Genomic DNA, 25,400 nt, shown 5'->3' on the forward strand with positions numbered 1-25,400 from the left:
TTAATAAAACATAAATCATCTTTGCATTCAGACTTAACCCAGGATATGTAACAAAAAAAATATTGCTTTTTATCATAAATAAAGTGTCTTTTTTTTATTTTATATGGTTACAATGCCATTAAGCTTCTTAGAAGTGTCAATCGGTCAACAAGGAGTTGTGCCGATAGTGTTATTAAATTGAGGTTGATATGGCAGAGCAAGTTACAGGTAAAGTTAAGTGGTTCAATGATGCAAAAGGATTCGGTTTTATAGAGCAAGTTGATGGTCCAGACGTATTTGTCCATCACTCAGCGATTAAGTCAGAAGGCTTTAGAACATTGAAAGAGGGTCAAACAGTTACCATGGAGGTAACTCAGGGGCAAAAAGGTCCGCAAGCAGAAAACGTCATCCCCGGTTGAGTAAGAAGTAAACCAAAAATAGAAAGGCCGTTCAGCCATCACTGCACGGCCTTTTTCATTTCAAAATGCTTTAAATAAAGCCATAGAAATAATTGATAGAACGACTATTGCAGCAAAGGACTCACATGAAATTAACACCAACCAGCATCATTTTAGGCATTGCTTTCAGCTTCACTACTTCTCATGCCATGGCAGACTGGGGCGGTTTAGTTAAAGATATGCAAGAAAATAGTAAAACATTACTCAATTCCTCTATCTCAGACGCTACATCATCCAAACAGTCTAACAATCTGGATATATCTACTATTATTTCTGGTCTTAAAGAAGCATTGAAGGTAGGCAGTGAGCGTGCCGTTGCGAGTGTCAGCCAACCGAACGGTTATCTAAAAAATGCCGATATCCGTATCCCACTCCCTCCTCAAATTGAAAAAGTGGGTATGGTAATGCGCCAGTTTGGAATGGAAGGTCTGGCAAATGAATTTGAGACCAGTATGAATAGAGCGGCTGAAAAAGCGGCACCACAAGCAACGACTATTCTAGTCAATGCTATAAAAGCCATGAGCATTAATGACGCGAAAAAAATATTGAATGGTGGTGACAACGCTGCAACACAATATTTCAAACAGCACACAGGGGAAGAACTACGAACATTATTCAAACCAACCATAGAGGAAAGTCTGGACCAAGTGGGCTCGACTAAGTACTACAATCAGCTCACCGATAAAGTTGCAGACGTACCTGTGGTAGGAAAAGAGATTAATATGGATTTACCTGATTATGTGACTGAACAGGCTCTTGATGGCTTGTTTACCATGTTGGCAGCTGAAGAGAAAAAGATCCGGGAAAACCCAACGGCTCGCACAACAGAATTGCTTAAAACTGTATTTCAATAATGAATCTTTCTCAATAGCTACTATTGAACGATTGAATGTAATAACATAGCGCTTACATAGAAAATAAAGGAAAAATTCATGGCTCAATCGCACAAGCTGAACCTCGCCAGTCAAGGCACTTCATTAAAAGCTTTGTTTAGTGGATACCTGATGGTGGTCGCTGTTGGCTATCTGATGGCTATCGTTCAGATTCAACTCACGCATGGCTTGGCGGATGGTAAATACGGTCTATCTGTTGATGATATTGTTATCAGCTATTATGGCAACCGAAATAACTCTTTATTGGAAAACAAACTAAGTGGCTCAATGAAACCGATGGCGAGTGATGAAGATCGTGCTGCCATAGTCACATGGGTGCATCAGGGCGCCACTGAAGCCGCTTATGAAGGCACTGGTATTAAACAAATCTTTGAAGCCAATTGTATCCCATGTCACAACGCTGACTCAGGTATGCCTATCCCTGACTACACTGATTTTAAAAATATCAAAGAACGTGCGGTTGTAGACACCGGCGCCTCATTCCAGTCACTCGCTCGTGTCTCACATATTCACTTATTTGGTATTGCCTTTATCTTTATGTTTGTAGGTTTAATCTTCAGCTTGGCTTCAGGCGTACCTAAAGCACTGAAAGTCACCGCAATAGTGACACCTTATGTCTTCCTAATTGTTGACATTAGCTCATGGTGGCTGACAAAACTTAATCCAAACTTTGCATGGATGGTCATCATAGCCGGTGGCGCCATGGCGATGTCATTTGCCTTTATGTGGTGTGTATCGATGTATGAAATGTGGATTATGCCAAAACGCCACAGTGACGACCGTGATGCATTATTAGACGAATAAGTCATCACAAAACACTACTTAAAACTCAAGCCATTTACCCCTTTCGGGTAAATGGCTTTTTTATTTGTTTCTCTTCAGAATAATGGTTGGTCTATCGGGAAAGTCTTCCATTTCGTTATATAACGTATAGATTTATTTTCTGAAATATCGTAAAAACAGAATAAATCAGATCTAGAAAGGGTACCCCCAGTCGTGGATACATTATGGTTACTTTGCTCAGCTTGCCTTGTGTTTACTATGCAGGCCGGATTTCTCTGTTTGGAAAGTGGCTTGGTCCGCAGTAAAAACAGCATTAACGTCGCCGCAAAAAATATCACTGACTTTACTATATCCAGCGCCATCTTTTGGTTAATTGGCTTTGGCATTATGTTTGGGGATAGTGTTTCTGGCTTTTTTGGTTTAAGCCATTTTATGTTTGGGGATACCCCCACAGCTAATGCCACCACTTTCTTTATTTTTCAGATGATGTTCTGCGGCACTGCCGCCACCCTGGTTTCTGGTGCCGTAGCCGAACGCACCAGTTATATTGGTTATGTGATTATTACAGTGACTATCACCTTATGTATCTACCCTATTATCGGTCATTGGGCCTGGGCAGGTATTTTCACAGGCACTCCCACAGGCTGGCTTGAAATGCTGGGATTTGTTGATTTTGCTGGCTCAACAGTTGTGCACTCTGTCGGTGGCTGGGTAGCCTTAGCGGCTATTTTGATCATTGGGCCACGTATTGGACGCTATGATGTCGATAACCGGCGTATCCCTGGCAGCAATCTGCCCATGGCCGTGTTAGGTGCGATGCTTATCTGGTTTGGGTGGTTTGGCTTTAATGGTGGCAGCACACTGGCCTGGTCAGATAATGTGCCCAGTATATTACTCAATACTTTAGTTGCCGCACTTTGGGGTGGTATCTCAACCACCCTTCTGAAATACATCTCCGACGGCTATGTTGATGTATTAATGATTATTAACGGCGTATTAGGCGGTTTAGTCTCTATTACAGCAAACTGTCATGCAGTGAGCAGTGACCAGGCGTTTTTAATTGGCATCATTGGTGGGATTATCGTCTTTTATGGTGACAAGCTGCTCGAGTGGAAAAAGATCGATGATGCTATCAGTGTTATTCCTGTGCATTTATTTGCAGGTATCTGGGGTACGGTTGCACTCGCATTACTGGGCGATCCTGCCAAAATTGGTACAGGGTTGAGTCGATTAGATCAGTTAGAAGTGCAACTTTTAGGGATTGCCAGCATCGGTCTTTACAGTTTTGTCATTGCCTATGTAGTGTTCAAAATAATCAATCACTTTTATCCACTGCGTGTTGATGCGAATGCAGAATTAATCGGGCTCAATGTGGCGGAGCACCGTGTCAGTACCGAAGTTTTTGACCTTCTTGCTGCCATGCATCACCAGCAACAAAAGTCTGATTTTTCATCTACTGTCCCTGTTGAGCCTTTCACTGAAGTGGGTCAAATTGCTCAACAATACAATCGCGTTATAGATAAGGTTAATCAAGAGATAAAACAACGCGATCAAGCATTCTCTGCTTATAAAGAGAGTGAGTTTCGAAAAGGTGCCATTTTGCAGGCAGCCATGGATTGTATTGTGACTGTCAACGAACGCGGAGAAATTATTGAGTTTAATCCAGCTGCTGAGCAGTGTTTTGGTATGTCGAAGCGCTCAGTGATGGGACAAAACTTTTTTGCTTTATTTATTACTGAACAGTCTCGTACTGCAGCGATGAATAATTTATCACAAGGCTTTGTCAGTGGTGATGGATTGGTGCTGAAACGACACAATATTGCTGAGTTAACACGAAGTGATGGCGAAGAGTTTCCTGCTGAAGTAGTCATCACACAAACTACAGACACAACACAGCCGCGTGTCGAATATACCTTGCATATCCGTGATATTACCCAGCAAATAAAGCTACAGAATCGCCTTAAACAACTGGCTTATAACGATCCGCTCACCGGGCTCTATAACCGTACTTATTTTATGAGCCATTTAAAACAGCTACTGCAATATCATCAACAAACCCCCGGTTCGGTCGTGTTGATGTTTCTGGATTTAGATCAGTTCAAAAAGATTAATGACAATCTAGGTCATAAAGCCGGTGATGAACTGTTATGCGAAGTCGCTCATCGTCTCGGTAAAGTAACACGAGAACTTGATCTGGTTGGACGCTGGGGTGGTGATGAGTTTGTCATTGTCCTGTCTGGTGATATCACGCTCGAGAATGCCGAAAGCAAAGCCATGGATATTTTGAGTGTGATGCGGGCTCCAGTGACCTTGGCTCAACAAAATCTGGTCGTGCCTACCAGCATTGGTATTGCTATATCCGTAAACGGTCAGGTTCAAGCTGAACAGCTGTTACAGCACGCTGACATTGCTATGTACAAAGCCAAGCAGGCAGGACGCAACACCTATCGCGTTTTCCTTGAAGAAATGAGCGAAAAATCGCTGCAACATTTTCAACTTGAACATGCATTACCTGATGCTATCAAGAAAAATCAGTTATTTTTGGAATATCAACCAAAAGTGTCTTGTGAAACCAGTGAAGTAGTCGGTTTTGAAGCCTTATTACGCTGGAAACACCCGGATCATGGCTTAATCATGCCTGGTGACTTTATTCCGGTTATTGATGAATCCAATATGATCATAGATGTGGGGGAATGGGTCATTGAAAATGTCATCAAGCAGTTGTCAGCATGGCGTGATGCCGGTGCGACCCTATTACCCATCGCCATCAATATCTCAGGTCATCACCTGCACTCCAATACATTAAGCGCTTATGTTGAAAAACTGATGACGCAGTATGGCATCCGCGGCGACATGATGGAATTTGAGATTACTGAAGGTGTATTAACCGGCAACACAGAAGAAAGTATTGCGGCTTTGTCAGCGTTGAAAAAAACGGATATCCGCTTATCGATCGACGATTTTGGCACCGGCTATTCCTCACTCAGTTACCTGAAAAAATTTCCTGTGGATGTGCTGAAAATTGATCAGGCCTTCATTAGAGAGTGCAGTATCAATATTGAAGATGCCGCGATTTGCAAAGCGATTATTACATTAGCCAAAAGTCTTGGCCTGGAAGTCATCGCAGAAGGCGTTGAAAATCAGGAACAATTACAGTTCCTGAAACAACACCACTGCGATGTTTATCAGGGATATTATTTCAGCCGGCCGATAGCAGCAAAACACGTCATGACGTTATTAGAGCAAAACCTTTCTGTGACTTAAACCTGCTTAGCTGTTGGCCTTTTCCTCCAACAGCTCCCAGCGTTCGAAAGCTTCTGACATTTTTGCTTCTAATTCAGACAGTGCTTGTTGAACCTGGCTGACTTTGTCTGCCTCTTGCTGATAGAAATCTGGCTCCGACATCTTTGCTGTTAAGGCTTCCTGCTCCATTTCCAGCTTTTCAATAATGGCTGGCAACGCTTCAAGATCCAGTTTTTCCTGATAAGTCAGTGTGGATTTCTTTGCGGGTTTACTCGCTGGCTTTTCAACTGCAGGTTTAGTTTCAACTTTTGGTTTGTTGTTTTGTGTTTCCGTGCGTTGTCTTAACCAGTCATCATAACCACCGACATATTCACGTAGTTCGCCGTCGGTATCAAACACAATACTGCTGGTGACCACATTATTAATAAAAGAACGATCATGGCTGACCAACAGTAAGGTACCAGAGTAGTTCAGCAACAAATCTTCCAGCAATTCCAATGTCTCAGCATCGAGATCATTAGTCGGTTCGTCCATCACCAGTAAGTTAGCAGGTTGGGTAAACAGTTTCGCTAGTAACAGCCGATTTCGTTCGCCGCCAGATAAGGCTTTGACCGGTGTTCTCGCTCGGTCAGGCGTAAACAGAAAGTCCTGCAGATAACCAATAATATGTTTACGGCTACCGTTAATTTCTACGTGATCACTACCCTGTCCCACGTTTTCAACCACCGATTCTTCTTCATCGAGTTGGCTGCGTAATTGATCAAAGAAAGCAATTTCCAGGTTGGTACCGAGTTTCACTGAACCGTGTTCAGGTTCGATTCTTTTCAACAAGATGGATAACAGCGTACTTTTACCGCAGCCATTCGGACCAATGATACCGATACGATCACCACGCTGAATGACAATAGAAAAATCGTCAAACAACATTTTGCCATCATAACTTTGGCCAATATGTTCAGCCTCTAATACCAGCTTGCCGCTTCTGTCAGCTTCCTGCAGTTGAATATTTGCTGTTCCCTGACGCTCACGTCGTTGACTACGCTCTTTACGCAAAGCTTCCAAAGCTCTGACGCGGCCTTCATTACGCGTGCGACGAGCCTTGATGCCCTGGCGAATCCAGACTTCTTCCTGAGCCAGTTTTTTATCAAACTGCGCATTTTGTTCAGCCTCTGCCGCCAGCAACTCTTCACGCTTTTTCAGGTAGTTTTCATAGTCACCAGGGAAGCTGACTAGATTGCCACGATCCAGTTGAACAATACGTGTGGCTAATGCCTGCAGGAATGTCCGATCATGGGTGATAAACAAGACTGTGCCACCATAACTTTTCAAAAAGCCCTCAAGCCAGGTGATCGATTCGATATCCAAATGGTTAGTCGGCTCATCGAGCAAAAGAATATCTGGCTGTTTGACCAATGCCTGTGCCAGTAACACCCGACGTTTTTTACCACCAGATAAACTATCAAATTCTGCATCAGGGTCTAAAGACAGTTTGGAAATAACCGTTTCGACGCGTTGCTCTAGTGACCAGCCATCGGCCGCTTCAATTTTATGCTGTGCTTTTTCGAGTTTATCCAACAGAGCTTGTGAGCTATCTGTTTGTAGTTGATGAATAATATCGTGATATTCCACCAGCAGCGGCGCCACTTGTCCTAAGCCTGCCGCCACCACATCAAATACTTTGCCGTGTGTACCACTGGGGACTTCTTGTTCCAGACGCGAAATGACGAGGTCTTGAATACCGATCATTTCACCTGAATCAGCAGTGACTTCACCTGCAATCAATTTCATCAGTGTCGATTTACCGGCACCGTTGCGACCAACTAAACACACTCGCTCACCACGATCGAGTTGAAAATCGACGTTATTTAATAAATTTGGACCGCCAAAACTGACGGTGATTTGCTTTAATGACAGTAATGCCACAGTTATTCCTCAGCAGCTTGTGCTGCTTCTAATTGTTCGCTGGCATCAAACCATTGCATTTCAGTTTCTTCCAGCTGTGTTTTAAGATCCGCCTGCTGTTGTAATAAGCCTTTTAACTTATCCTTGTTAGCATCGGTATAAAGTGCTGTGTCGGCAAGTTGCATTTCTAGTGTGGATAACGCTTCATTGAGCTTCTCCATCTTCTGCTCGGCTTTTTTCACCGTGTTACGAAGCGGTTGCAGCTTCTGCCGTTGCTGAGCGGCGAGTTGTCTGTCCTGTTTTTTATTATTAATCGCAGTAGACGACTCGGCTGTTTTTTCCGGTTTATCTTTATTTAATAACCACTGACGATAATCATCCAAATCGCCATCAAATACGGTCGCCTGCCCATTCGACACCAGCCATAAATCATCGGTGACCGTGCGCAGTAAATGTCTGTCATGCGAGACAACGACGAGTGCGCCTTCAAAATCCTGCAAGGCTACAGTCAAAGCTAAACGCATTTCCAGATCAAGGTGATTGGTTGGTTCATCCAGTAACAATACGGCCGGTTTCTGATAGACCAGAATAGCGAGCACCAATCTGGCTTTTTCACCACCAGAAAATGGCGCAACCGGCTCTAATGCTTTGTCACCGTGGAAACCAAAACCACCGAGAAAATTTCGGCACTCTTGTTCTGAAGCCAATTTATTCAAACGTTGGATGTGCTTTAAAGGACTGTCATCTGGTCTTAGCTGTTCCAGCTGATGCTGAGCAAAATAACCAATGCGAATCTCTTTGCCTTCTTTACGTTTACCGCTCAGAGGCTCTAACACGCCGGCAATGAGCTTAATCAATGTCGACTTACCCGCCCCATTCGGCCCTAACAGCCCGATTCGTTCTCCCGGTGCCAACCGCATTTTGATATTGCTGATCAGAGGCTTATTTTCATCATACCCCACCGACGCTTTATCTAAATCCAACAAAGGTGTGGCCAGACGACTTGGCGGGAAAAATTCAAAATGAAACGGTGAATCCACATGGGCTGGTGCGATTAATTCCATTCGCTCCAGCGCTTTAATACGGCTCTGGGCTTGTCGAGCTTTTGTTGCTTTGGCCTTAAAGCGCGTCACAAAACTGCGCATATGGGCAATTTCACGCTGTTGCTTTTGATGGGCTGCTTGTTGATTTGCTAGATGTTCAGCTCGAGCCAGTTCAAAGTCTGAGTAGCTACCGGTGTATAGTTTTACACGCTGTTGTTCAATGTGCGCGATATGTGTGACGACCCGATCCAAAAAATCGCGGTCATGCGAAATCACGATTAACGTACCAGGGTATGCTCGCAACCATTCTTCCAGCCAATAAACGGCCTCTAAATCCAGATGGTTAGTTGGCTCGTCCAGGAGTAATAAATCAGAACGGCACATTAATGCTTGTGCCAGATTGAGTCGCATTCGCCAGCCACCTGAGAAAGCGGTAACAGGCCAGCTCTCTTGCTCAGCCGTAAAACCCAAGCCATGTAACAGTTTGCCTGCACGGCTATTTGCTGTGTAGGCATCAATCGCGGCCAATTTATCGTGTAACACGCTGACTAGGTGACCATCATGATTGGCTTCTGCTCCAGCCAGTTGTTGGTTCAATTCAGTTAACTCCGCATCACCTTCCAGTACATAATCCAGTGCAGAAGTGTCCACCGCCGGTGTTTCCTGGGCCACATGAGCGATGGTCCAGACATCAGGAATCGACACCTCACCGGTATCGGCATGAAGTTGTTGACGTAACATCGCAAACAAACTGGATTTACCGGTACCGTTTGCACCAGTCAGACCAACCCGCTGTCCGGGGTGAACAATAAGATTGGCTGATTCAAACAGTAATTGCGTGCCGCGACGAAGAGAGACTTGATTGAACTTTATCATGGCACGAATTGTATCAAGGCCCGGGCCTGTCTAGCAGAATTTCTTACGATGCGGTCTCGGGTAACTGCCAGTTTATGGGTGATAGCCCATGTTGTGTCAGATAGTCATTCGCCTGACTGAAATGACGACAGCCAAGAAAGCCGCGATGCGCAGATAATGGCGACGGGTGAGGTGCTTTTAAAACCAGATGTTTCTGCGGGTCAATCACGCTACCTTTTTTCTGGGCGTAGCTACCCCACAACATAAACACGACATTTTCACGTCGTGCATTTATGGTTTCGATGACTTTATCAGTGAACTGTTCCCAGCCTTTACCTTGATGGGCATTGGCATTTGAATCTTCGACGGTTAATACCGCATTGAGTAACAAGACGCCCTGCTTCGCCCACGACTCCAGATAGCCATGTTTGACAGGCATCACACCGAGATCGGCCTCTAGCTCTTTATAAATATTCACCAGTGATGGCGGCACTTTGACACCGGGTTTGACCGAAAAGCATAAGCCATGAGCCTGACCTGGCTGATGGTAAGGATCCTGTCCGAGAATGACGACCTTTACCTCATCAAGTGGGGTGGTTTCTAAAGCATGAAACCAATCAGCGGAATGAGGATAGATTTTTTTATGCTGATCTTTTTGCTGACGTAAAAACGTCTTCAGATTTTGCATATAAGGTGCTTCAAATTCTGACGCCAAAACGGTCTGCCAGCTGGGCGCATGTTCCAGAACCATGTTTATTCCTTACAAAAAACTCAAGGTATGATACCGAATGTTATTGACTGTAAAACAGCTTTCACAGGATAAATGCGATACAAGAAGTTTTTCCTTAAATAAAACAGGAGAATATCCGATAGGGTCATCATCTCCCTGATGCTAGCCTATGTGTATTGTTTATTACAGGTGTCACCTTCGTGAGAACACATTTACACATCCTCATCAGTCTTTTTATGATTGGGCTCCTAAGCGCCTGTGACAACAATGAAGAAGACTATGACCTGAGTGCTTCTGATACGACAGTGCCATCACCACTAGAAAAAGAGGATATACCCCAATGGCTGGAAGCCTACGATGATCTGACACCTCAAGACTGGCTGATTTTACGCAGTGCCGCCGCATTGAGAGGTGAAGTGACAGATCGTGACCATCGGGTTGAAATTTTGAAGCACGCCTCACAACACTTCCGTGAAAGTCCACGCATGATTGCCAACAGAGCGGTACAGTTGGAAGACATGTTGTTAGAAATAGGTATTGAAGAGAGCGCTGTTAGCCTGATAGATATGTTTACCCACTTGCCAACCGAAGGCACGCCTCATAATTTCTCAGCGTATTGTCAGTACTATTTTAATATGCGGTCAAAAGGCTATCATCAAGGGTACGCCCTCACCCAATTATCAAAACTGAAATAAATGCAGCAGCTCTCCCTATCACTTGGGACGGGAGAGAGGATTGGTCAGGGAGAGCCGTGCATATTCTCTAGCCGGGAAATGGTGCATTAAAACTCAGCATCTTAAGTTTTAATGCTTGGCGTTGTTGCTCGGTAAGCACTTCAAATAGCTCATGAGAAAACTGAGCCTTTGTTAACTTATAACGTTTGTGAATGACCAAGGATTGATCAATTAATTTTTCCAGCCTGTGCTTATCAAAATCATCAGACAATGCCATTTCTTGAATGCGGCGTCTGACTTGTCGTGCCTTCTCTCGATCCTCCTCCATTAAGTCGCGCTCTTTTTCCAGCAACATTAAAATTTTTGAATTTTGAGCCGGAGTTAAATTGAGATCGTGTAAGAAAAACCCCACATCATCAGGCTTTGGTTTGTGTTGCATGTTTGGGTGCATCAACGGCACTTCATGATGTTTTATGTGATTGGCCTCACCATTCATAGGATTAGCGATGGCAACAACAGGCAGAATAATCATCAGTAAAATTATTTTCTTTATCATTGTCTTTAACCTACTTTCAGGCCAATCACTTTGAACTTGAGAGCCAGTATCACGCATCAGCATGTTAACGAGGGTTAGAGAAAGGTAAAAACAAGTAAAGATTGCTTGCTAAAGCTGGAGCCATCATTCAGTACACTCTATGATGGCAGCATCAACAGAATAAGGAGTTGACTGTGGCGAATGTACTCATCATTGACGATGATGCTGAATTGGTTGAATTATTTGAGGAGTATCTGGAGCAAGAACAGTTTCAGGTGAAAAGTAGCTTAACCGGTAAAGTTGGTTTGGAAATGGCGCTCAGTGGCTCGTTTGACTTGATTATTCTGGATATGATGTTGCCAGATATTTCAGGCACAGAAATCCTGCTACAAATTCGCCAGAAAAGTCTGATTCCGGTACTGATGTTCACCGCGAAGGGTGATGATATTGATCGTATTATAGGCCTGGAGTCTGGTGCTGATGATTATGTGCCCAAACCCTGCACACCAAGAGAGCTCGTTGCTCGTATTCGTGCGATTCTTCGGCGAATGGATGCTGTTATGGTGGATATGCAGTCACAGGATATTCAAATAGGTCCTCTTCAACTGAGTGCTCAAAAACGACAGGCCTTGTGGTTTGAAAAGCCACTGGAGTTGACCAGTACTGAATTTAACCTACTCGAAGCATTGGTGCGTAAAGCCGGTCAAGTTGTCAGCAAAGATGAACTATCTCAACGCGCACTGGGTCGGCCATTGGTGCGGTTTGACCGCAGTATTGATGTGCATATGAGCAGCATTCGTCAGAAACTGGGCAATCAGCAAGACGGACAGTCCTATATTCAGACAATAAGAGGCAAAGGTTATCAATTCATTCGGGAATAATCATTAGGATGAGTAAGTTATTCTGGAAATTCTTTACTGTGTTCTGGCTGGCATTATTATTAGCCGGACTCAGCGTGGGAACGGTCGTTTGGTTACATCATAAATCCATACAAGAACAAGCCAATAAAACCGATCCGGAAATCGATGTTGATGCGCATGCTTTTGTCTCAGTCGCCGCCGAAATTTTCAGCTATGGTGGTAAGACTGCATTAATTACTTTCTTGGAAAAAGCGCATCATGCACCATTTCCAGACGTCTATGCCATCGATGATAAGGGGAATGACGTACTGGGTCGCTCTATTGATCCCAAAGTTGTGGGCTACGCGCGAGCATTATTTCTGCAGGGGGAGTTCCCCCTCGCCATCCGCTACGTTTCTGATAAAGAAAATAATGCATTACTCTTTTTCTCGCCAATAAAACGCGGGGTATCAGAAACACTCTTTATCGGGCCACCGCATGAGCGACGTGAGTTTGGGCCAGCTCCCATGCTCAATGAACCTTTTCCAACACCACCCTTTGAAACCAGGCGCATTCCCCCTCCCCCCTCTGAAACCGTGCCCTATCCACTCGTTTTATTGATTGGCTCTGGTTTGATTGCAGCGATTTTTTTTAGCGCGTTGCTGGCCTGGTACTTTACCAAGCCCATCGGATTACTGAGACAGTCTTTCTCAAAGTTAGCAGAGGGCCAACTTAACACCCGTATAGGGAACAAAATGGGGCATCGACGAGATGAGTTGGTGGAACTGGGCCAGAATTTTGATGATATGGCCGGAAAGATTAGTCATCTAATGTCAGCACAACAACGCCTTTTACACGATGTCTCACATGAACTTCGTTCACCACTGGCGAGAATGCAAGCGGCCATTGGTATTGCTGAACAACAACCAGAGAAAACGCCAGAAATATTGAATCGTATAGAGCGGGAATCACAACGCATGAGCGATCTGGTCGGTGAATTACTCGTCTTATCCCGTCTGGAGACTGGCGTGACGGATAATGTTCATGTGGAGATTAGCTTGAATGATCTGCTGGATGAAATTATCAGTGATGCCCGTTTTGAAGCCAGTAGTAAACAGATAACAATCCATTACACGATTGCTGAAGATATTTTTATTACTGTAAGAAGTGAATTGATACACAGAGCTATCGAAAATATTCTGAGAAATGCTATTAAGTTCTCTCCTGAAAATGCAGAGATCACTCTGCGGGTAACAACGGACAGCATAAAGCAACGTTTATGTATTGTGATCGAAGACAACGGTCCTGGTGTTGCAGAAGCCGATATTGAATCCATATTCAAACCCTTCTTCCGGGGACAGCTCACACATAGAAATGACAGTATAGGTTTAGGTTTGGCTATCGCGTATCGAGCGGTGAGTGCACATCATGGTGAAATTAAAGCAGCTAACAGGCAGGAAGGTGGTCTTCGAGTTGAGGTCGAATTACCCTATAAAAAATAATCCGTTTAGGCGGTTAAAGAAACATGGCGTTTAACATTAGTTTCAAGGCTTAACGCTTCTTTATCGTTTATTTGAGCTGAACTCGTCGCTTTGGGTTTCTGATTAATTGTATCGACATCACTCACCAACACACCGACATCATCAACACGAAGATTGTATGCTTGAGGCCGTTTTTCTGGCTTGCCATCATTCGCCTGTATTCGTATAGCTAGCTCATTAGCGAGTTCATATTGCTTATTAGGAATTACGCCTTGGCCATCTATTATTTCGTTAGCATCATTTTGCAATGAAAAAGAAGATTTATTGGTATTGGCTCGACTTTCCGCTATCTGCTGAAGCGCTTTTTCTATCGTGTCTTTATCAAGAAAGCTCTGCTCTTCTTCATTCAACTTTGCATAAATAGCATTGGCCTTCTCAGTTATATTCGATGACCTTGAATATTGATAATGCAGATTATTAGATAGACCGTTTATAGCCATAACTTTACCCTTATCCTTTTTAAGGATGACGATAGCTTTAAAGCTATGTCACTTAGTTATCTCACACTATATTTCTATTAACTTATTGATAATAGACAGGAAAAAGTAAACCTATGTAAAAGCATGTAAAGGACTCATGAACACACGGAGCAGAGAAATGACGCTGATGTTTAGTCTAACAACGCTGCCTAAACAAAAAACATGATCTTTTTCTATGAGTTAAGCAACTGACTTAAATAGAAAAATACTAAACCTCCAATTAATTTCAAAAAACTACTTGCTAATTTAAATGATAATCATTATCATTATTAACCGATGGAGTTGATAGGAATTTGTGACAACAAAGGCCGACCTACTCCCTCTCTCTTAAATCTGAAATCCGAGTTTGTTGCCAGTCTTTTGGCTGGCAACTTTTTTTTCAGTCACTCCCCGTCGATGGCTTTCAAAAAATCCCTTTGAGCTGATTTTTCTACGTGTTTTGCCTACAATGTTATTTTTTCTAGGTACAACTTTGACAAAAAATGCCTGACAAACTGATAAAATCTGACGCTGAATGGCGTGAAGAACTGAGCGAAGATCAATTTTATGTAACGCGTCAGTCTGGCACAGAACCCGCATTCTCTGGCATCTACGTCGATCATGATGATCAAGGCGTCTATAGATGTACCTGCTGTAAACAAGCCTTGTTTTCGTCTGAAAATAAATTCGATTCTGGTTGCGGCTGGCCAAGTTTTTCTGCTCAGATATCTCATGGCGTGGTCAACCATCTGGCCGATCACAGTCATGGCATGGACCGGACAGAAGTACGCTGTCAACACTGTGATGCACACTTAGGTCATATCTTCGACGATGGTCCGGCACCCACAGGGCTTCGTTATTGTATTAATTCGGTAGCACTCGATTTTGACGACCAAAACTGAATGGACGGTTTATATCATCGAGGCAGATAACGGTCATCTCTATACCGGTATCACCACTGATTTATCGCGCCGATTTCAAGAGCATCAAGCCGGCAAAGCTGGTGCGCGTTTTTTTCACACCAGTCAGGCAAAAAAGATTGTCTACCAGGAAACACAGCCTGATCGCAGTCAAGCTTCCAAACGTGAGGCAGCTATAAAAAAACTCAGCCGACAGGCGAAATTAGCCCTTATCGCTACACGCTAACAATCTGTATAATGGCGCTTTTTTTCAGCGTCATTCTTGTCGCAATCAGATAACAGGATATTGCCTTGCTCAGTACTGCAAATATCACCATGCAATTTGGTGCTAAACCCCTATTTGAAAATGTGTCCGTCAAATTTGGTGACGGCAACCGTTATGGTCTCATTGGCGCTAATGGTTGTGGTAAGTCCACCTTTATGAAAATTCTCGCTAAACAACTTGAACCTACCTCAGGCACGGTTATGCGTGACGTGAATGAATCATTTGCCGTGTTAAAGCAGGATCAGTTCGCGTATGAAGATCAACGCGTTATTGATGTGGTAATCATGGGGCAACCTGAGTTATACGAAGTCCACATTGAGCGTGACCGCATTTATAACCTGCCAGAAATGAGTGAAGAAGACGGTCTCAAAGTCGCTGAACTGGAAGGTCAGTATGCAGAAATGGATGGTTACACCGCTGAATCACGTGCCGGTGAACTACTACTGGGTGTCGGCATTCCTGTTGAACAGCACTACGGCCCGATGAGTGAAATCGCACCAGGTTGGAAACTCCGTATTTTACTGGCACAAGTGCTGTTTGCTGACCCGGATATCATGCTGCTTGACGAGCCGACTAACCATCTGGATATCAACACAATCCGCTGGTTGGAAGACACACTTAATCAGCGTAACAGTACCATGATTATCATTTCGCATGACCGCCATTTCCTGAACAGTATTTGTACACATATGGCCGACATGGACTATGGTGAACTGCGAATCTATCCAGGTAACTATGACGAATATATGCTGGCATCGACACAGGCCCGTGAACGTTTGATGGCGGATAATGCAAAGAAAAAAGCGCAGATTAAAGAACTTCAGGGCTTCGTTGCTCGCTTCTCTGCGAATGCATCCAAAGCGAAACAAGCCACTTCTCGCCAGAAACAAATGGAGAAAATTCAGTTGGAAGATATCAAACCTTCCAGCCGGGTCAATCCCTTTATCCGTTTTGATCAGGAAAAGAAATTATTCCGTAATGCCTTAGAAGTCAGCAAAATCACCCAGTTTTATGAAACAGATGAAACCTCATTATTTAAAGACTTTAGCTTTATGACTGAAGTTGGTGAGAAAATTGCCATTATCGGCCCCAATGGTATTGGTAAAACCAGTTTAGTCAAAACCCTGGTAGGCGAGCTTCCACCTAAATCAGGTGAAGTGAAATGGTCAGAGAATGCCAATATTGGTTATTACGCGCAGGATCATGATCATCTATTTAAAGATGATTTGACCCTGTTTGAATGGATGTCTCAATGGGCCGGACCTGAAGACGATGAACAAGTCATCAGGGGCACTCTGGGTCGCTTATTATTCTCGGGCCACACCATCGACAAAAAAGCCAATGTGTTATCTGGTGGTGAAAAAGGTCGGATGTTATTCGGTAAATTGATTCTGCAACGTCCGAATATTCTGGTCATGGACGAACCCACGAACCATATGGATATGGAATCAATTGAATCGTTGAATATGGCTTTAGAACAATTTGAAGGCACGCTGATCTTTGTCAGTCATGATCGTGAATTTGTCTCTTCACTCGCGACACGCGTCTTTGATATGGAAGCCGATGGTATTACGGACTTCCGTGGTAGCTATGATGAGTATTTAAAAAGTCTGGGTGTAACAAATTAATTCAGCAAAATAGCCATAAGGCTGGGAGCGTAAGCCCCCAGCCTGAATTAATCTAAGGCTTCGGCCTGGAAGGCATCACAACGGGATAAGTCAAAACTGTGTGATGTTTGTATTTTCTTATTCGCATCACGCAAAGCTGTTCGCATCCCCTCTTCCAGTACCGGATGATAAATTGGCATCGACAGCACTTCGGTTCCCGTCAATTCCTGACTGATAGCCAAAGCTAGCGTATGAGCCATGTGCTCAGCCGCAGGACAAGCCATTTCTGCCCCCAGAATCTTTCCAGATGATTTATCCAAGTAAACCCGCATCACTCCCTGATTTCGTTGTGCAGCCCGCGCCCTTCCCTGATCTGTAAAGCTCGCTTCCCCTATGACGATTGTCTGCTGATCAAGTTGTTGCAAAGCAGCCCCCACCACAGCACAGCCTGGTTCACTGAATACAATACTGAGAGGTATACGACGACAATAGGCTTCTACATGGTCACTCATTACATTATGCCCTGCGATACGCCCTTCATCAGCCACTTCGTGTAATAACATTTTATCGGCCGCCGCATCACCAGCGATAAATACCGCTGAGCCTTCTATTTGAGTCGTATTCGGATTAATGTCTGGCATCCCCTTGTCATTGAGGCTAACATCCAGTTTATTCAGTCCCATGCCATCCAGATTGGGGCGTCTACCCACTGCTACCAGCACTTGATCCACTTCCAATTCACTTTTCTGAGTGATGACTTTGACCCCGTTTTCAGTCTCCTCTAAATCCGCTTCAGTTTCTGTGTAGAGCGTAAATTCTTTAGCCAGTGTTTCGTGCAATGCCTCACTGACCTTTTTATCTGTCAGTCCCGCCAACATAGACTCTGCGCCAAATGCCGTGACTTCGATACCCAATCGTGACAGAGCCTGAGCCATTTCAATACCAATAGCCCCCAGACCGATAACAGCGATCCTGGGCTTTAAATCAGTTTGTTCAAACAAGATATTGGTGGTGAGAATTTTATTGTTGCCTATTTGCTCCCACTCAGGCGGTAGTACAGGTCTGGAGCCAGTGGCGATAATGATCTTTTTGGCGGTATACACATCATCGTTCACTCTGACAGTGTTGGGCCCTGTGAGCGTGGCCCGACCGGTGATCACCTTATCCTCAATCTGACTGATCGACTTTAATGTACTGGAAACAAAATAATCTCGTATATGACGCAGCCGGCGTAATACCGCCGGTATATCAATACTGAGTTGTTCCGCATTCTGGATACCAAACTCAGCAAAAGTATGACGACGGTGATAAGCATTTGCCGCTTCAATAAGCAGCTTGGATGGCATACAGCCAACTCGGGCACAGGTGGTGCCATATTCACCTTCGTTAATTAACAAAAACGCATCCGTTTTCTTCTGCACTTGCTTGAGCGAGGCTAAACCTGCGGTACCTGCCCCGATAATAATGACATCGGTCTGGGTTGTATTTGACATGATAGTCCTTTTAGGAGCGATATTTAATCTTCGATTCTAAACCCAACTTTGATGGTGACCTGCCAGTATTTCACACCATCATTTTCAATATAACCACGGGTTTCAATCACTTCGAACCAGTGCATATGTTTGACCGTTTCACCGGCTTTTTTGATGGCATTTTGAATCGCCTGATCGGAACTTTCACTTGAACTACCGGTTAATTCAATCAGTTTATAGGTATGTTCACTCATCTCTGTCTCCTCACTGTCAGAAAGTCATTTGAATTTCCATCATAAAACCTAAAACCCGACATTACCAGAAATGCGCAATATCACATTAAACAAATGATTTTTCTATCTTTTGCCATTTCAGGATCGTATAATATGCCGTTTATCATCCCGCTCCTCAGTTTTGCGTTCAAAACTGACATTCACAGGTTTTTGCATGTCCACAGAACAACTTGACTCGATCCCCTCATTCAGTGAGCTGGGTATCGCTCCCGCTATTGTCAAAGCAATCAAAGAAGCCGGTTACGAAACACCGTCACCGATTCAAGCCCAAAGTATTACGCCATTATTAGAAGGTCGTGATTTGCTGGGTCAGGCCCAAACCGGTACAGGTAAAACGGCCGCCTTTTCTCTACCTCTATTAAGTCGTTTGAATGATCGTCAAAAGACACCACAAATTTTGGTACTCACCCCCACGCGTGAGTTAGCTATTCAAGTCGCTGAAGCCATGCAAGGTTATGGTCGTCATATGAAAAACTTCCATGTGTTACCTGTTTATGGTGGTCAAAGCATGGGCATTCAATTACGCCAGTTACAACGTAGCCCACAAGTTATCGTCGGTACGCCTGGTCGTATTCTTGATTTGATTCGTCGCGGTAAATTACCCCTCGAAGATTTGAAAGCACTGGTTCTGGATGAAGCTGATGAAATGCTGCGCATGGGCTTTATTGATGATGTTGAAACCATTCTGAAAGAAACACCAGAAACACGTCAGGTGGCTTTATTCTCAGCCACCATGCCTAAACCAATACACCGTGTTGCACAGCGTTATCTCAATAATCCTGTTGATGTGCATATCAAATCAAAAACATCGACGGTAGATACGATCACACAACGCTACTGGCAGGTAACCGGGTTACATAAACTGGATGCATTGACGCGCATTCTTGAAGTTGAAGACTTTGATGGCATGATTATCTTCGTGCGTACTAAAAATTCGACAGTGGATTTATCTGAAAAGCTAGAAGCACGTGGTTACGCCAGTTCACCACTAAACGGTGATATGAATCAGGCGCTACGTGAAAAAACCATCGAAAGAATGAAAGCAGGCAAGATTGATATCTTGGTTGCCACCGATGTGGCTGCTCGCGGTCTGGATATCGAACGTATGAGCCACGTCGTCAATTACGATATTCCTTATGACACCGAATCTTACGTTCACCGTATTGGTAGAACGGGTCGTGCAGGCCGTAAAGGTGAAGCGATTTTATTCGTCTCTCCTCGTGAAAAACGTATGTTGGGTGCGATTGAAAAAGCCACTAAACAGACGATTACTCGGATGCAACTGCCTAGTAGCGAAGATATTGCTGACCGTCGTGTTATGGCCTTTAAACAAGACCTGACAGAAACCATTGAATCTCAAGATCTCGCTTTTTTTGAAAATCTGATTCGTCAGTATCAAGAAGAACATAATGCGGATCCGATTGAAATGGCTGCCGCCCTTGCCTTCCAGGTACAGAAAAGTCGTCCTTTAAATCCTCCTGTTGTCCATTCAGAACGCAAACAACCTAGAGAGCGAGCTGAGCGTGGTGATCGTCCTGAACGAGCGAATCGTGGTGAACGTGGTATGCGTTCAGAAAGACCACCAAGAGCAGAACGTAGTCCTCGCCGTCAGGCAGCTCATCAGGCTGAAGAAGGTATGAAGACATACCGGATCGAGGTCGGTGTAGAACAGAATGTCGAGCCAAAGCATATCGTGGGTGCTATCGCCAATGAAGCTGGTATGGATAGTCGTATGATTGGCCGTATTACGATTAATCAGGATCACAGCCTGGTTGATTTGCCTGATGGTATGCCAAAAGATATTTTCCAGCATTTAAGAAAAGTCTGGGTTAATAATAAGCAGCTCGAGATTAGTCTGCCCGGCGCTGAGGCAGATATGTCATCTGCGAGATCAGAAAGAAAACCTCGCCGAAATGGACCGCCAGGAAAAACCAAGAAACGTCCAGCCATAGCCGCAAAAAAGCAAAGAAAAGCTAACCGCGACTAAAGGCCATATAAGCACTCAAAAGAGCCCGCAAGTGAATCGTACTGAGCGGGCTTTTTTATGTCTTTATTCCCACTAACTTCCGCAATGCAGACACTCATGCCACAATACGCGCATGCTGAATATTATCTGGATGGCTTTTTTTCTCATCGCGTTTCTCGTTGCCTTGTTTAAATTACTGGTACTGGGCGATCAGTTAATATTCACCCAACTCATGCAAGCCATGTTTGAACTGGCCAAAACCGCCTTTGAGATTTCTCTCGGGCTGACAGGTGTGCTGGCACTATGGTTGGGTATCATGAAAATCGGGGAGCGAAGCGGCTTTATTCAATTACTGACGGCGGCTTTAACACCATTATTTCAACGCCTCATGCCCGATATTCCCAGAAACCATCCAGCTATTGGGGCCATGGTGATGAATATCTCTGCTAATGCACTTGGTCTGGATAATGCCGCGACGCCGCTGGGCATCAAAGCCATGAAGGAACTACAGAAATTAAATCCGTTCAAAGATACTGCCAGTAATGCCCAAATACTGTTTCTGGTGATTAATACCTCTGCTGTCACCTTGTTTCCCGTCACCATCTTTACTTATCGTGCACAAATGGGCGCAGCCAACCCAACCGATGTCTTTATTCCCATTCTAATTGCCACATATATCTCTACTTTGGTTGGTTTACTCAGTGTGGCATGGGTACAGAAAATTAATCTTCTGGATCGTGTTATTTTGGCTTATCTGGGTAGTTTCACAGCGTTTGTGCTGGCCTTACTCATCTATTTTTCTCATCTACCGCAGCAAGAAATGGTCAGCCAATCGTCGTTAATCAGTAACCTGATTTTATTTACCCTGATCATTATATTTATCACAGCCGCCTGGAAAAAAAGGATCAATGCTTACGATGCCTTTGTTGATGGGGCAAAAGAAGGGTTTGAAACAGCCATCACCATTATTCCCTATCTGGTAGCTATGCTCGTAGCTATTGGTGTATTTCGCGCCAGCGGTGCTATGGATATGCTTGCTGAAGGCTTACGCTATATTATTTTGAGCCTGGGTTTAGATGACCGCTTTATAGAAGCCTTACCCACCGCATTGATGAAGCCTTTTAGTGGCAGCGGCGCACGAGCAATGATGGTCGATACGATGCAAGCCTATGGTGCAGACTCATTTTCCGGACGACTTTCGGCTATTGTTCAGGGAAGTACTGAAACCACCTTTTATGTTTTAGCAGTCTATTTTGGCTCTGTTGGTATCAAGCACATCCGTCATGCTATCGGCTGTGGACTCGCCGCAGATATAGCTGGCATTTTGGCGGCTATCACTGTCGCCTATTGGTTTTTCGGCTAGTAAGTAAAAAAAACATACCTACCCAAGAAAAATTTGCTAAATTTTGCAACCTGTTCAACCCCTTACCTCAATGGAACCAGCAGGTCACCCGACTAACAGCACTCCATCTAAGTAATTGGTCTGGTTTTATTTGTCCGTTTGGAGATTCCATGCTTGAAGCCACTACTACAACCTACTGAGTCAGCGTACGATCTTATCGCCGATACCATCGCCGATCGCGGCTACTGTGTTCTTCCACAACTTCTTCACGCTAATCTTAATCATGCCCTTCATCAGCGTGTCATGAATTTAGATGATGATGATTTCAAACGCGCAGGTATTGGACGAGAACAGGATTTTCAGTTGAATAACGCTGTTCGACGTGATCAAACTCGTTGGTTAACCCCAGACAATAGCACTGATAAGGCTTATCTCGATCAAATGTCAGAGTTTAGGCTCGCTATAAACCGCCGACTGTTTATGGGCTTGTTTGACTATGAAGCTCACTACGCACATTACGCACCCGGCGCTTTTTATAAAAAACATATGGATGCTTTTAAAGGTGAATCTAACCGGGTTTTAACTACCGTGCTCTATCTCAACCCAGAATGGCAGGAAGAAGATGGCGGTCAGTTGTTAATTTATGCGCCTGAGACTAACACTGTCATTGAGACGGTCAACCCAAATTTTGGCAGTTTTGTTATTTTCTTGAGTGAGGAGTTTCCTCATGAAGTAGTCAAAAGCTGTCGAGATCGTTACAGTATTGCTGGTTGGTTCCGATTACATGATCCTTTACAAGCCCCGTTGATATGACAAAAGACTTCACTATTTTTCAGTTAGGGCACCCAGTGCTTCGCCAAGCAACTGAAAAAGTTGAAGATATTCTAAATCCTGAGTTCCAGGCTCAACTCGATGCGCTCATGGAATTTGTTCTTGAAAAAGGTGGCATGGGCATAGCAGCGCCACAAGTGGGCATCTCACAACGTTTTTTTATCATGTCTTCCCATCCTAATGCCCGTTATCCGCATGCGCCTGATATACCTGCGTTTTTTGTCATTAATCCAGAGATTATTACTACCTCAAATACACAAGAAAAAGATTGGGAAGGTTGTCTGAGTTTACCCGGTATTCGTGGTTTAGTTCCGCGTCACACACATATACAGGTTCGTTACCAAATGCGTCATGCAGAATGGGTCGAAACGCATTATGATGATTTTCTAGCACGTGTTTTTCAGCATGAATTTGATCATCTGCAAGGACATGTTTTTCTTGACCGTGTTGAGACAAATTTTGACATCATGATGGAACAAGAGTGGCAGAAACTAATGATGACAAGAACAGAGAGTTAAAAACCATATGGGACAAAAGTTTGATGCCTTATCTGATCGCTTAATCGAATTCATCCAACAGCAGCACATTTTTTTTGTGGGCACGGCAACAGAAGACAGTCGGGTTAATATTTCGCCTAAGGGAATGGATTCTTTGCGTGTACTGACACCAAATAGAGTGATTTGGCTAAATGTCACGGGTAGTGGTAATGAAACCGCTGGTCATATTCAGCAATTGCCAAGAATGACAGTCATGTTCACTGCATTTCATGGTAAGCCAATGATCCTGCGTCTGTATGGTACTGCCAAAGTCATTCATCATAATGATGCCGAATGGAGCGACTTATATCACTTATTTGATGCCCTTCCCGGTGCACGGCAGATCTTCGATCTCAGCATTGAGCTCGTGCAAACATCCTGTGGTATGGCCGTCCCTTACTATGCTTATCAGGGCGAACGCGAACAACTCAATAATTGGGCTGAAAAAAAAGGCGTTGAAGGGATTGAAGACTATTGGCGAGAAAAAAATGCCAAGACCATTGATGGCATTGTGACTGACATTGAAGATAAGAATTTAAGCTAAAGCATGCTCGAATATACGGAATACACAAAATTTCTGGTGTCATTAATCGCCATTGTTAATCCCCTAGGCATTATTCCAATCTATATTAGCCTGACTGCTGACTATAGTAGTGCTGAACGAGCGAAGATCGCGCGAACCGTCATTATTGCAGCGACTACTATTCTGCTGGTGACAGCCTTTTTCGGGCAATGGGTATTAGAGTTTTTTGGTATCAGCATCAATTCATTTCGTGTTGGCGGCGGTATCCTGCTCTTATTAATGGGGATAGGAATGCTACATAACACCAGTAAGGGCTTGAAACAAAATCATGAACTGGCACAACAGTCTGGTGAGTCAATTGCCGTCGTGCCTCTCGCCATGCCCCTACTGGCAGGTCCTGGCGCCATCAGTACCGTCATCATCAATGCATACAAAGGACATGGTGTCGCTCATTACAGCCTGATTGCTCTGGACATCATTCTGCTGGGCTTACTGCTATGGATTTTATTGCTGCTTGTGCCGTGGATAGCAAGACGTATGTCAAGCAATGGTATTAACATTGCGACACGTATTATGGGACTGATTCTCACAGCCATCGCCGTTGAATTTATTGCCAATGGTCTGAAAGGCTTATTTCCTGCTTTGTCCGCTTAAGCTTCTTAACCGAACATCTTTCCGACTTGCTGCGTCAACTCAGCTGAGCGATTTGGGTTACGTAAAGCAGACATAACCTTGTCTCGCATGGCAGGCATATACATTAAGTCCGCCAATATATGGCTAAAGCCTTCATAATCAGCTTCATTAATAGCGAGCCTCTCAACATATAGCTGACAGAGTTCAGGCTCTTCAAGCACTTTCCAACATCTACCAGCGATAACAGCTAGGACTTCGATATGACGGCTGATGTCTGAACAAAGCACTTGCTTGACCATACTTTCAACTATGCCCTGAGCAGAACTATTTGACACAGCCCTTAGGCAGGCACAAATTTCTGCCATATCAGGCTGATTCTGTTCCAACTCATTCTTCAATCGCCACTGTAGTGCTTCGACCAGATTATTAGCGGGCTCTGCATTTTCCATAAAAGACGTCAACATATGAAAAGGTTGAGGCGGTAATTGAGGCAGGGTTTGTATTATGGCTTTCGTCAACGCTCTATCATCAGTTCTCACTGCCACATCAGCCACACCCTGCATGCCGAGCACTTGCCAACTGTCGAACGATTTTTGCCCAGTAAAATACGCAAAGGCCGCTTCATAGAATGACGAGGCTTTTAAACTCAGACTCTTTGTGGCCTGAGCATTAAAGGCGGCCATCCGATCTTCACGAGGATTAAAACTGTATGGACTATCTTTTAGGGCACCTTCTATGTAATTTCCATCTGCAGCTGCGAGTAAACACTCACCAACTCTATCCAGAACCATCACCAGAAACTCATCTCGCGCCGCTTGTATCAGCAAGCCCTGCTCATCAAGCGGAAACTTCAAAAACCAGACGTAATGTCTATCTGTGAACTGAGGATGCCAAAAAATAATGCCAAATAAGGCTGTACGTTGAAACGGATAAGGATATGGCACTTCAGCCGCTTCAAAGCGGGTAAATTTCTTTGCACTCAGCTTGGTCACTCTGCGTCCCATATCAAAAACACGATAATGGGCGCCACTCTGCTCTAAGAAATCACTTAGGGTGGTAATGGTATTGTCGCTCATGGA

General features: G+C 44.1%; 24 protein-coding genes. 16 read left to right on the top strand and 8 right to left on the bottom strand.

Annotated features, from left to right (window positions below; genetic code table 11):
• Positions 1-188: 188 nt before the first annotated feature.
• The 4 genes from B3014_RS09095 to amt all read left to right on the top strand — a co-directional run bounded on the left by B3014_RS09095 (position 189) and on the right by amt (position 5,377).
• A complete protein-coding gene (locus B3014_RS09095) occupies positions 189-398 on the top strand; it encodes a cold-shock protein (protein WP_286305444.1) in 210 nt (69 codons plus the stop codon).
• Positions 399-523: 125 nt separating this feature from the next.
• Positions 524-1,291: a DUF4197 domain-containing protein gene (locus B3014_RS09100; protein ID WP_289244024.1), complete on the top strand. Its 768-nt coding sequence runs from the start codon at positions 524-526 to the stop codon at positions 1,289-1,291.
• Positions 1,292-1,369: 78 nt separating this feature from the next.
• Positions 1,370-2,134: an elongation factor-1 alpha gene (locus B3014_RS09105; RefSeq protein WP_286305446.1), complete on the top strand. Its 765-nt coding sequence runs from the start codon at positions 1,370-1,372 to the stop codon at positions 2,132-2,134.
• A gap of 192 nt (positions 2,135-2,326) precedes the next feature.
• The gene (amt, locus tag B3014_RS09110; protein ID WP_289244025.1) at positions 2,327-5,377 is read left to right on the top strand and encodes an ammonium transporter; all 3,051 of its coding nucleotides are present in this window, start codon (positions 2,327-2,329) and stop codon (positions 5,375-5,377) included.
• Positions 5,378-5,383: 6 nt separating this feature from the next.
• Here amt and B3014_RS09115 read toward each other — a convergent pair whose 3' ends face one another.
• From B3014_RS09115 to ung, 3 genes are read right to left on the bottom strand one after another with little or no spacing between them, the layout of a single operon-like run.
• A complete protein-coding gene (locus tag B3014_RS09115; RefSeq protein WP_289244026.1) occupies positions 5,384-7,279 on the bottom strand; it encodes an ATP-binding cassette ATPase Uup in 1,896 nt (631 codons plus the stop codon).
• A 2-nt stretch (positions 7,280-7,281) separates the two neighbouring features.
• On the bottom strand, positions 7,282-9,177 hold the full coding sequence (locus B3014_RS09120; protein WP_289244027.1) for an ATP-binding cassette domain-containing protein: 1,896 nt from the start codon (positions 9,175-9,177) through the stop codon (positions 7,282-7,284).
• Positions 9,178-9,220: 43 nt separating this feature from the next.
• Positions 9,221-9,907 carry a uracil-DNA glycosylase gene (gene ung / locus B3014_RS09125; RefSeq protein WP_289244028.1) on the bottom strand — a complete coding sequence of 229 codons (687 nt, stop codon included), beginning with the start codon at positions 9,905-9,907 and terminating at the stop codon, positions 9,221-9,223.
• 179 nt (positions 9,908-10,086) lie between these two features.
• On the opposite strand from ung, the gene B3014_RS09130 reads away from it, so the two are divergent.
• The gene (locus tag B3014_RS09130) at positions 10,087-10,581 is read left to right on the top strand and encodes a hypothetical protein (RefSeq protein ID WP_286305450.1); all 495 of its coding nucleotides are present in this window, start codon (positions 10,087-10,089) and stop codon (positions 10,579-10,581) included.
• A gap of 67 nt (positions 10,582-10,648) precedes the next feature.
• Here the strand turns inward: B3014_RS09130 and B3014_RS09135 are convergent, their stop codons facing one another.
• A complete protein-coding gene (locus B3014_RS09135) occupies positions 10,649-11,173 on the bottom strand; it encodes a Spy/CpxP family protein refolding chaperone (RefSeq protein ID WP_289244029.1) in 525 nt (174 codons plus the stop codon).
• Positions 11,174-11,289: 116 nt separating this feature from the next.
• On the opposite strand from B3014_RS09135, the gene B3014_RS09140 reads away from it, so the two are divergent.
• Together B3014_RS09140 and B3014_RS09145 are read left to right on the top strand one after the other, a co-directional pair.
• Positions 11,290-11,976: a response regulator transcription factor gene (locus B3014_RS09140; RefSeq protein WP_286305452.1), complete on the top strand. Its 687-nt coding sequence runs from the start codon at positions 11,290-11,292 to the stop codon at positions 11,974-11,976.
• An 8-nt stretch (positions 11,977-11,984) separates the two neighbouring features.
• Positions 11,985-13,436, top strand: a complete 1,452-nt coding sequence (locus B3014_RS09145; RefSeq protein ID WP_289244030.1) for a sensor histidine kinase — start codon at positions 11,985-11,987, stop codon at positions 13,434-13,436.
• A gap of 5 nt (positions 13,437-13,441) precedes the next feature.
• Here B3014_RS09145 and B3014_RS09150 read toward each other — a convergent pair whose 3' ends face one another.
• Positions 13,442-13,915 carry a hypothetical protein gene (locus B3014_RS09150; RefSeq protein WP_289244031.1) on the bottom strand — a complete coding sequence of 158 codons (474 nt, stop codon included), beginning with the start codon at positions 13,913-13,915 and terminating at the stop codon, positions 13,442-13,444.
• Positions 13,916-14,436: 521 nt separating this feature from the next.
• Here B3014_RS09150 and msrB point away from each other — a divergent pair.
• The 3 genes from msrB (at position 14,437) to B3014_RS09165 (ending at position 16,746) form a co-directional block, all read left to right on the top strand.
• Positions 14,437-14,835: a peptide-methionine (R)-S-oxide reductase MsrB gene (msrB, locus tag B3014_RS09155; protein ID WP_286305456.1), complete on the top strand. Its 399-nt coding sequence runs from the start codon at positions 14,437-14,439 to the stop codon at positions 14,833-14,835.
• A complete protein-coding gene (locus B3014_RS09160) occupies positions 14,819-15,079 on the top strand; it encodes a GIY-YIG nuclease family protein (RefSeq protein ID WP_286305457.1) in 261 nt (86 codons plus the stop codon). Before msrB ends, B3014_RS09160 begins: the two co-directional genes overlap by 17 nt.
• Positions 15,080-15,144: 65 nt before the next feature.
• Positions 15,145-16,746 carry an ABC-F family ATPase gene (locus B3014_RS09165; RefSeq protein ID WP_289244032.1) on the top strand — a complete coding sequence of 534 codons (1,602 nt, stop codon included), beginning with the start codon at positions 15,145-15,147 and terminating at the stop codon, positions 16,744-16,746.
• A 47-nt stretch (positions 16,747-16,793) separates the two neighbouring features.
• Here the strand turns inward: B3014_RS09165 and B3014_RS09170 are convergent, their stop codons facing one another.
• Positions 16,794-18,218, bottom strand: a complete 1,425-nt coding sequence (locus B3014_RS09170) for a dihydrolipoyl dehydrogenase (protein WP_289244033.1) — start codon at positions 18,216-18,218, stop codon at positions 16,794-16,796.
• 23 nt (positions 18,219-18,241) lie between these two features.
• Positions 18,242-18,451 (bottom strand): dodecin, encoded by a 210-nt coding sequence (locus B3014_RS09175; protein WP_007145985.1) that lies wholly within the window; start codon positions 18,449-18,451, stop codon positions 18,242-18,244.
• Positions 18,452-18,644: 193 nt separating this feature from the next.
• Here B3014_RS09175 and B3014_RS09180 point away from each other — a divergent pair, with 193 nt between their 5' ends.
• From B3014_RS09180 to B3014_RS09205, 6 genes are all read left to right on the top strand, one after another.
• Positions 18,645-20,477 carry a DEAD/DEAH box helicase gene (locus tag B3014_RS09180; protein ID WP_286305460.1) on the top strand — a complete coding sequence of 611 codons (1,833 nt, stop codon included), beginning with the start codon at positions 18,645-18,647 and terminating at the stop codon, positions 20,475-20,477.
• 112 nt (positions 20,478-20,589) lie between these two features.
• Positions 20,590-21,819: a nucleoside recognition domain-containing protein gene (locus B3014_RS09185; protein ID WP_289244034.1), complete on the top strand. Its 1,230-nt coding sequence runs from the start codon at positions 20,590-20,592 to the stop codon at positions 21,817-21,819.
• A gap of 153 nt (positions 21,820-21,972) precedes the next feature.
• Complete coding sequence (locus B3014_RS09190) at positions 21,973-22,611, top strand: 2OG-Fe(II) oxygenase (protein ID WP_286305462.1); 639 nt, start codon at positions 21,973-21,975, stop codon at positions 22,609-22,611.
• Positions 22,608-23,147: a peptide deformylase gene (def, locus tag B3014_RS09195; RefSeq protein WP_289244035.1), complete on the top strand. Its 540-nt coding sequence runs from the start codon at positions 22,608-22,610 to the stop codon at positions 23,145-23,147. The genes B3014_RS09190 and def overlap by 4 nt, the downstream gene beginning before the upstream one ends.
• A 7-nt stretch (positions 23,148-23,154) precedes the next feature.
• Positions 23,155-23,709, top strand: coding sequence for a pyridoxamine 5'-phosphate oxidase family protein (locus B3014_RS09200; protein ID WP_289244036.1), 555 nt, complete (start codon positions 23,155-23,157; stop codon positions 23,707-23,709).
• 3 nt (positions 23,710-23,712) lie between these two features.
• A complete protein-coding gene (locus tag B3014_RS09205; protein ID WP_286305465.1) occupies positions 23,713-24,342 on the top strand; it encodes an NAAT family transporter in 630 nt (209 codons plus the stop codon).
• 5 nt (positions 24,343-24,347) lie between these two features.
• Here B3014_RS09205 and B3014_RS09210 read toward each other — a convergent pair whose 3' ends face one another.
• Positions 24,348-25,397 carry a DUF3549 family protein gene (locus tag B3014_RS09210; RefSeq protein WP_289244037.1) on the bottom strand — a complete coding sequence of 350 codons (1,050 nt, stop codon included), beginning with the start codon at positions 25,395-25,397 and terminating at the stop codon, positions 24,348-24,350.
• Between the last annotated feature and the right edge of the window lie 3 nt (positions 25,398-25,400).

Origin of the sequence: Methylophaga sp. UBA678 (assembly GCF_002299105.1) — a bacterium.
Classification (GTDB): Bacteria; Pseudomonadota; Gammaproteobacteria; order Nitrosococcales; family Methylophagaceae; genus Methylophaga; species Methylophaga marina.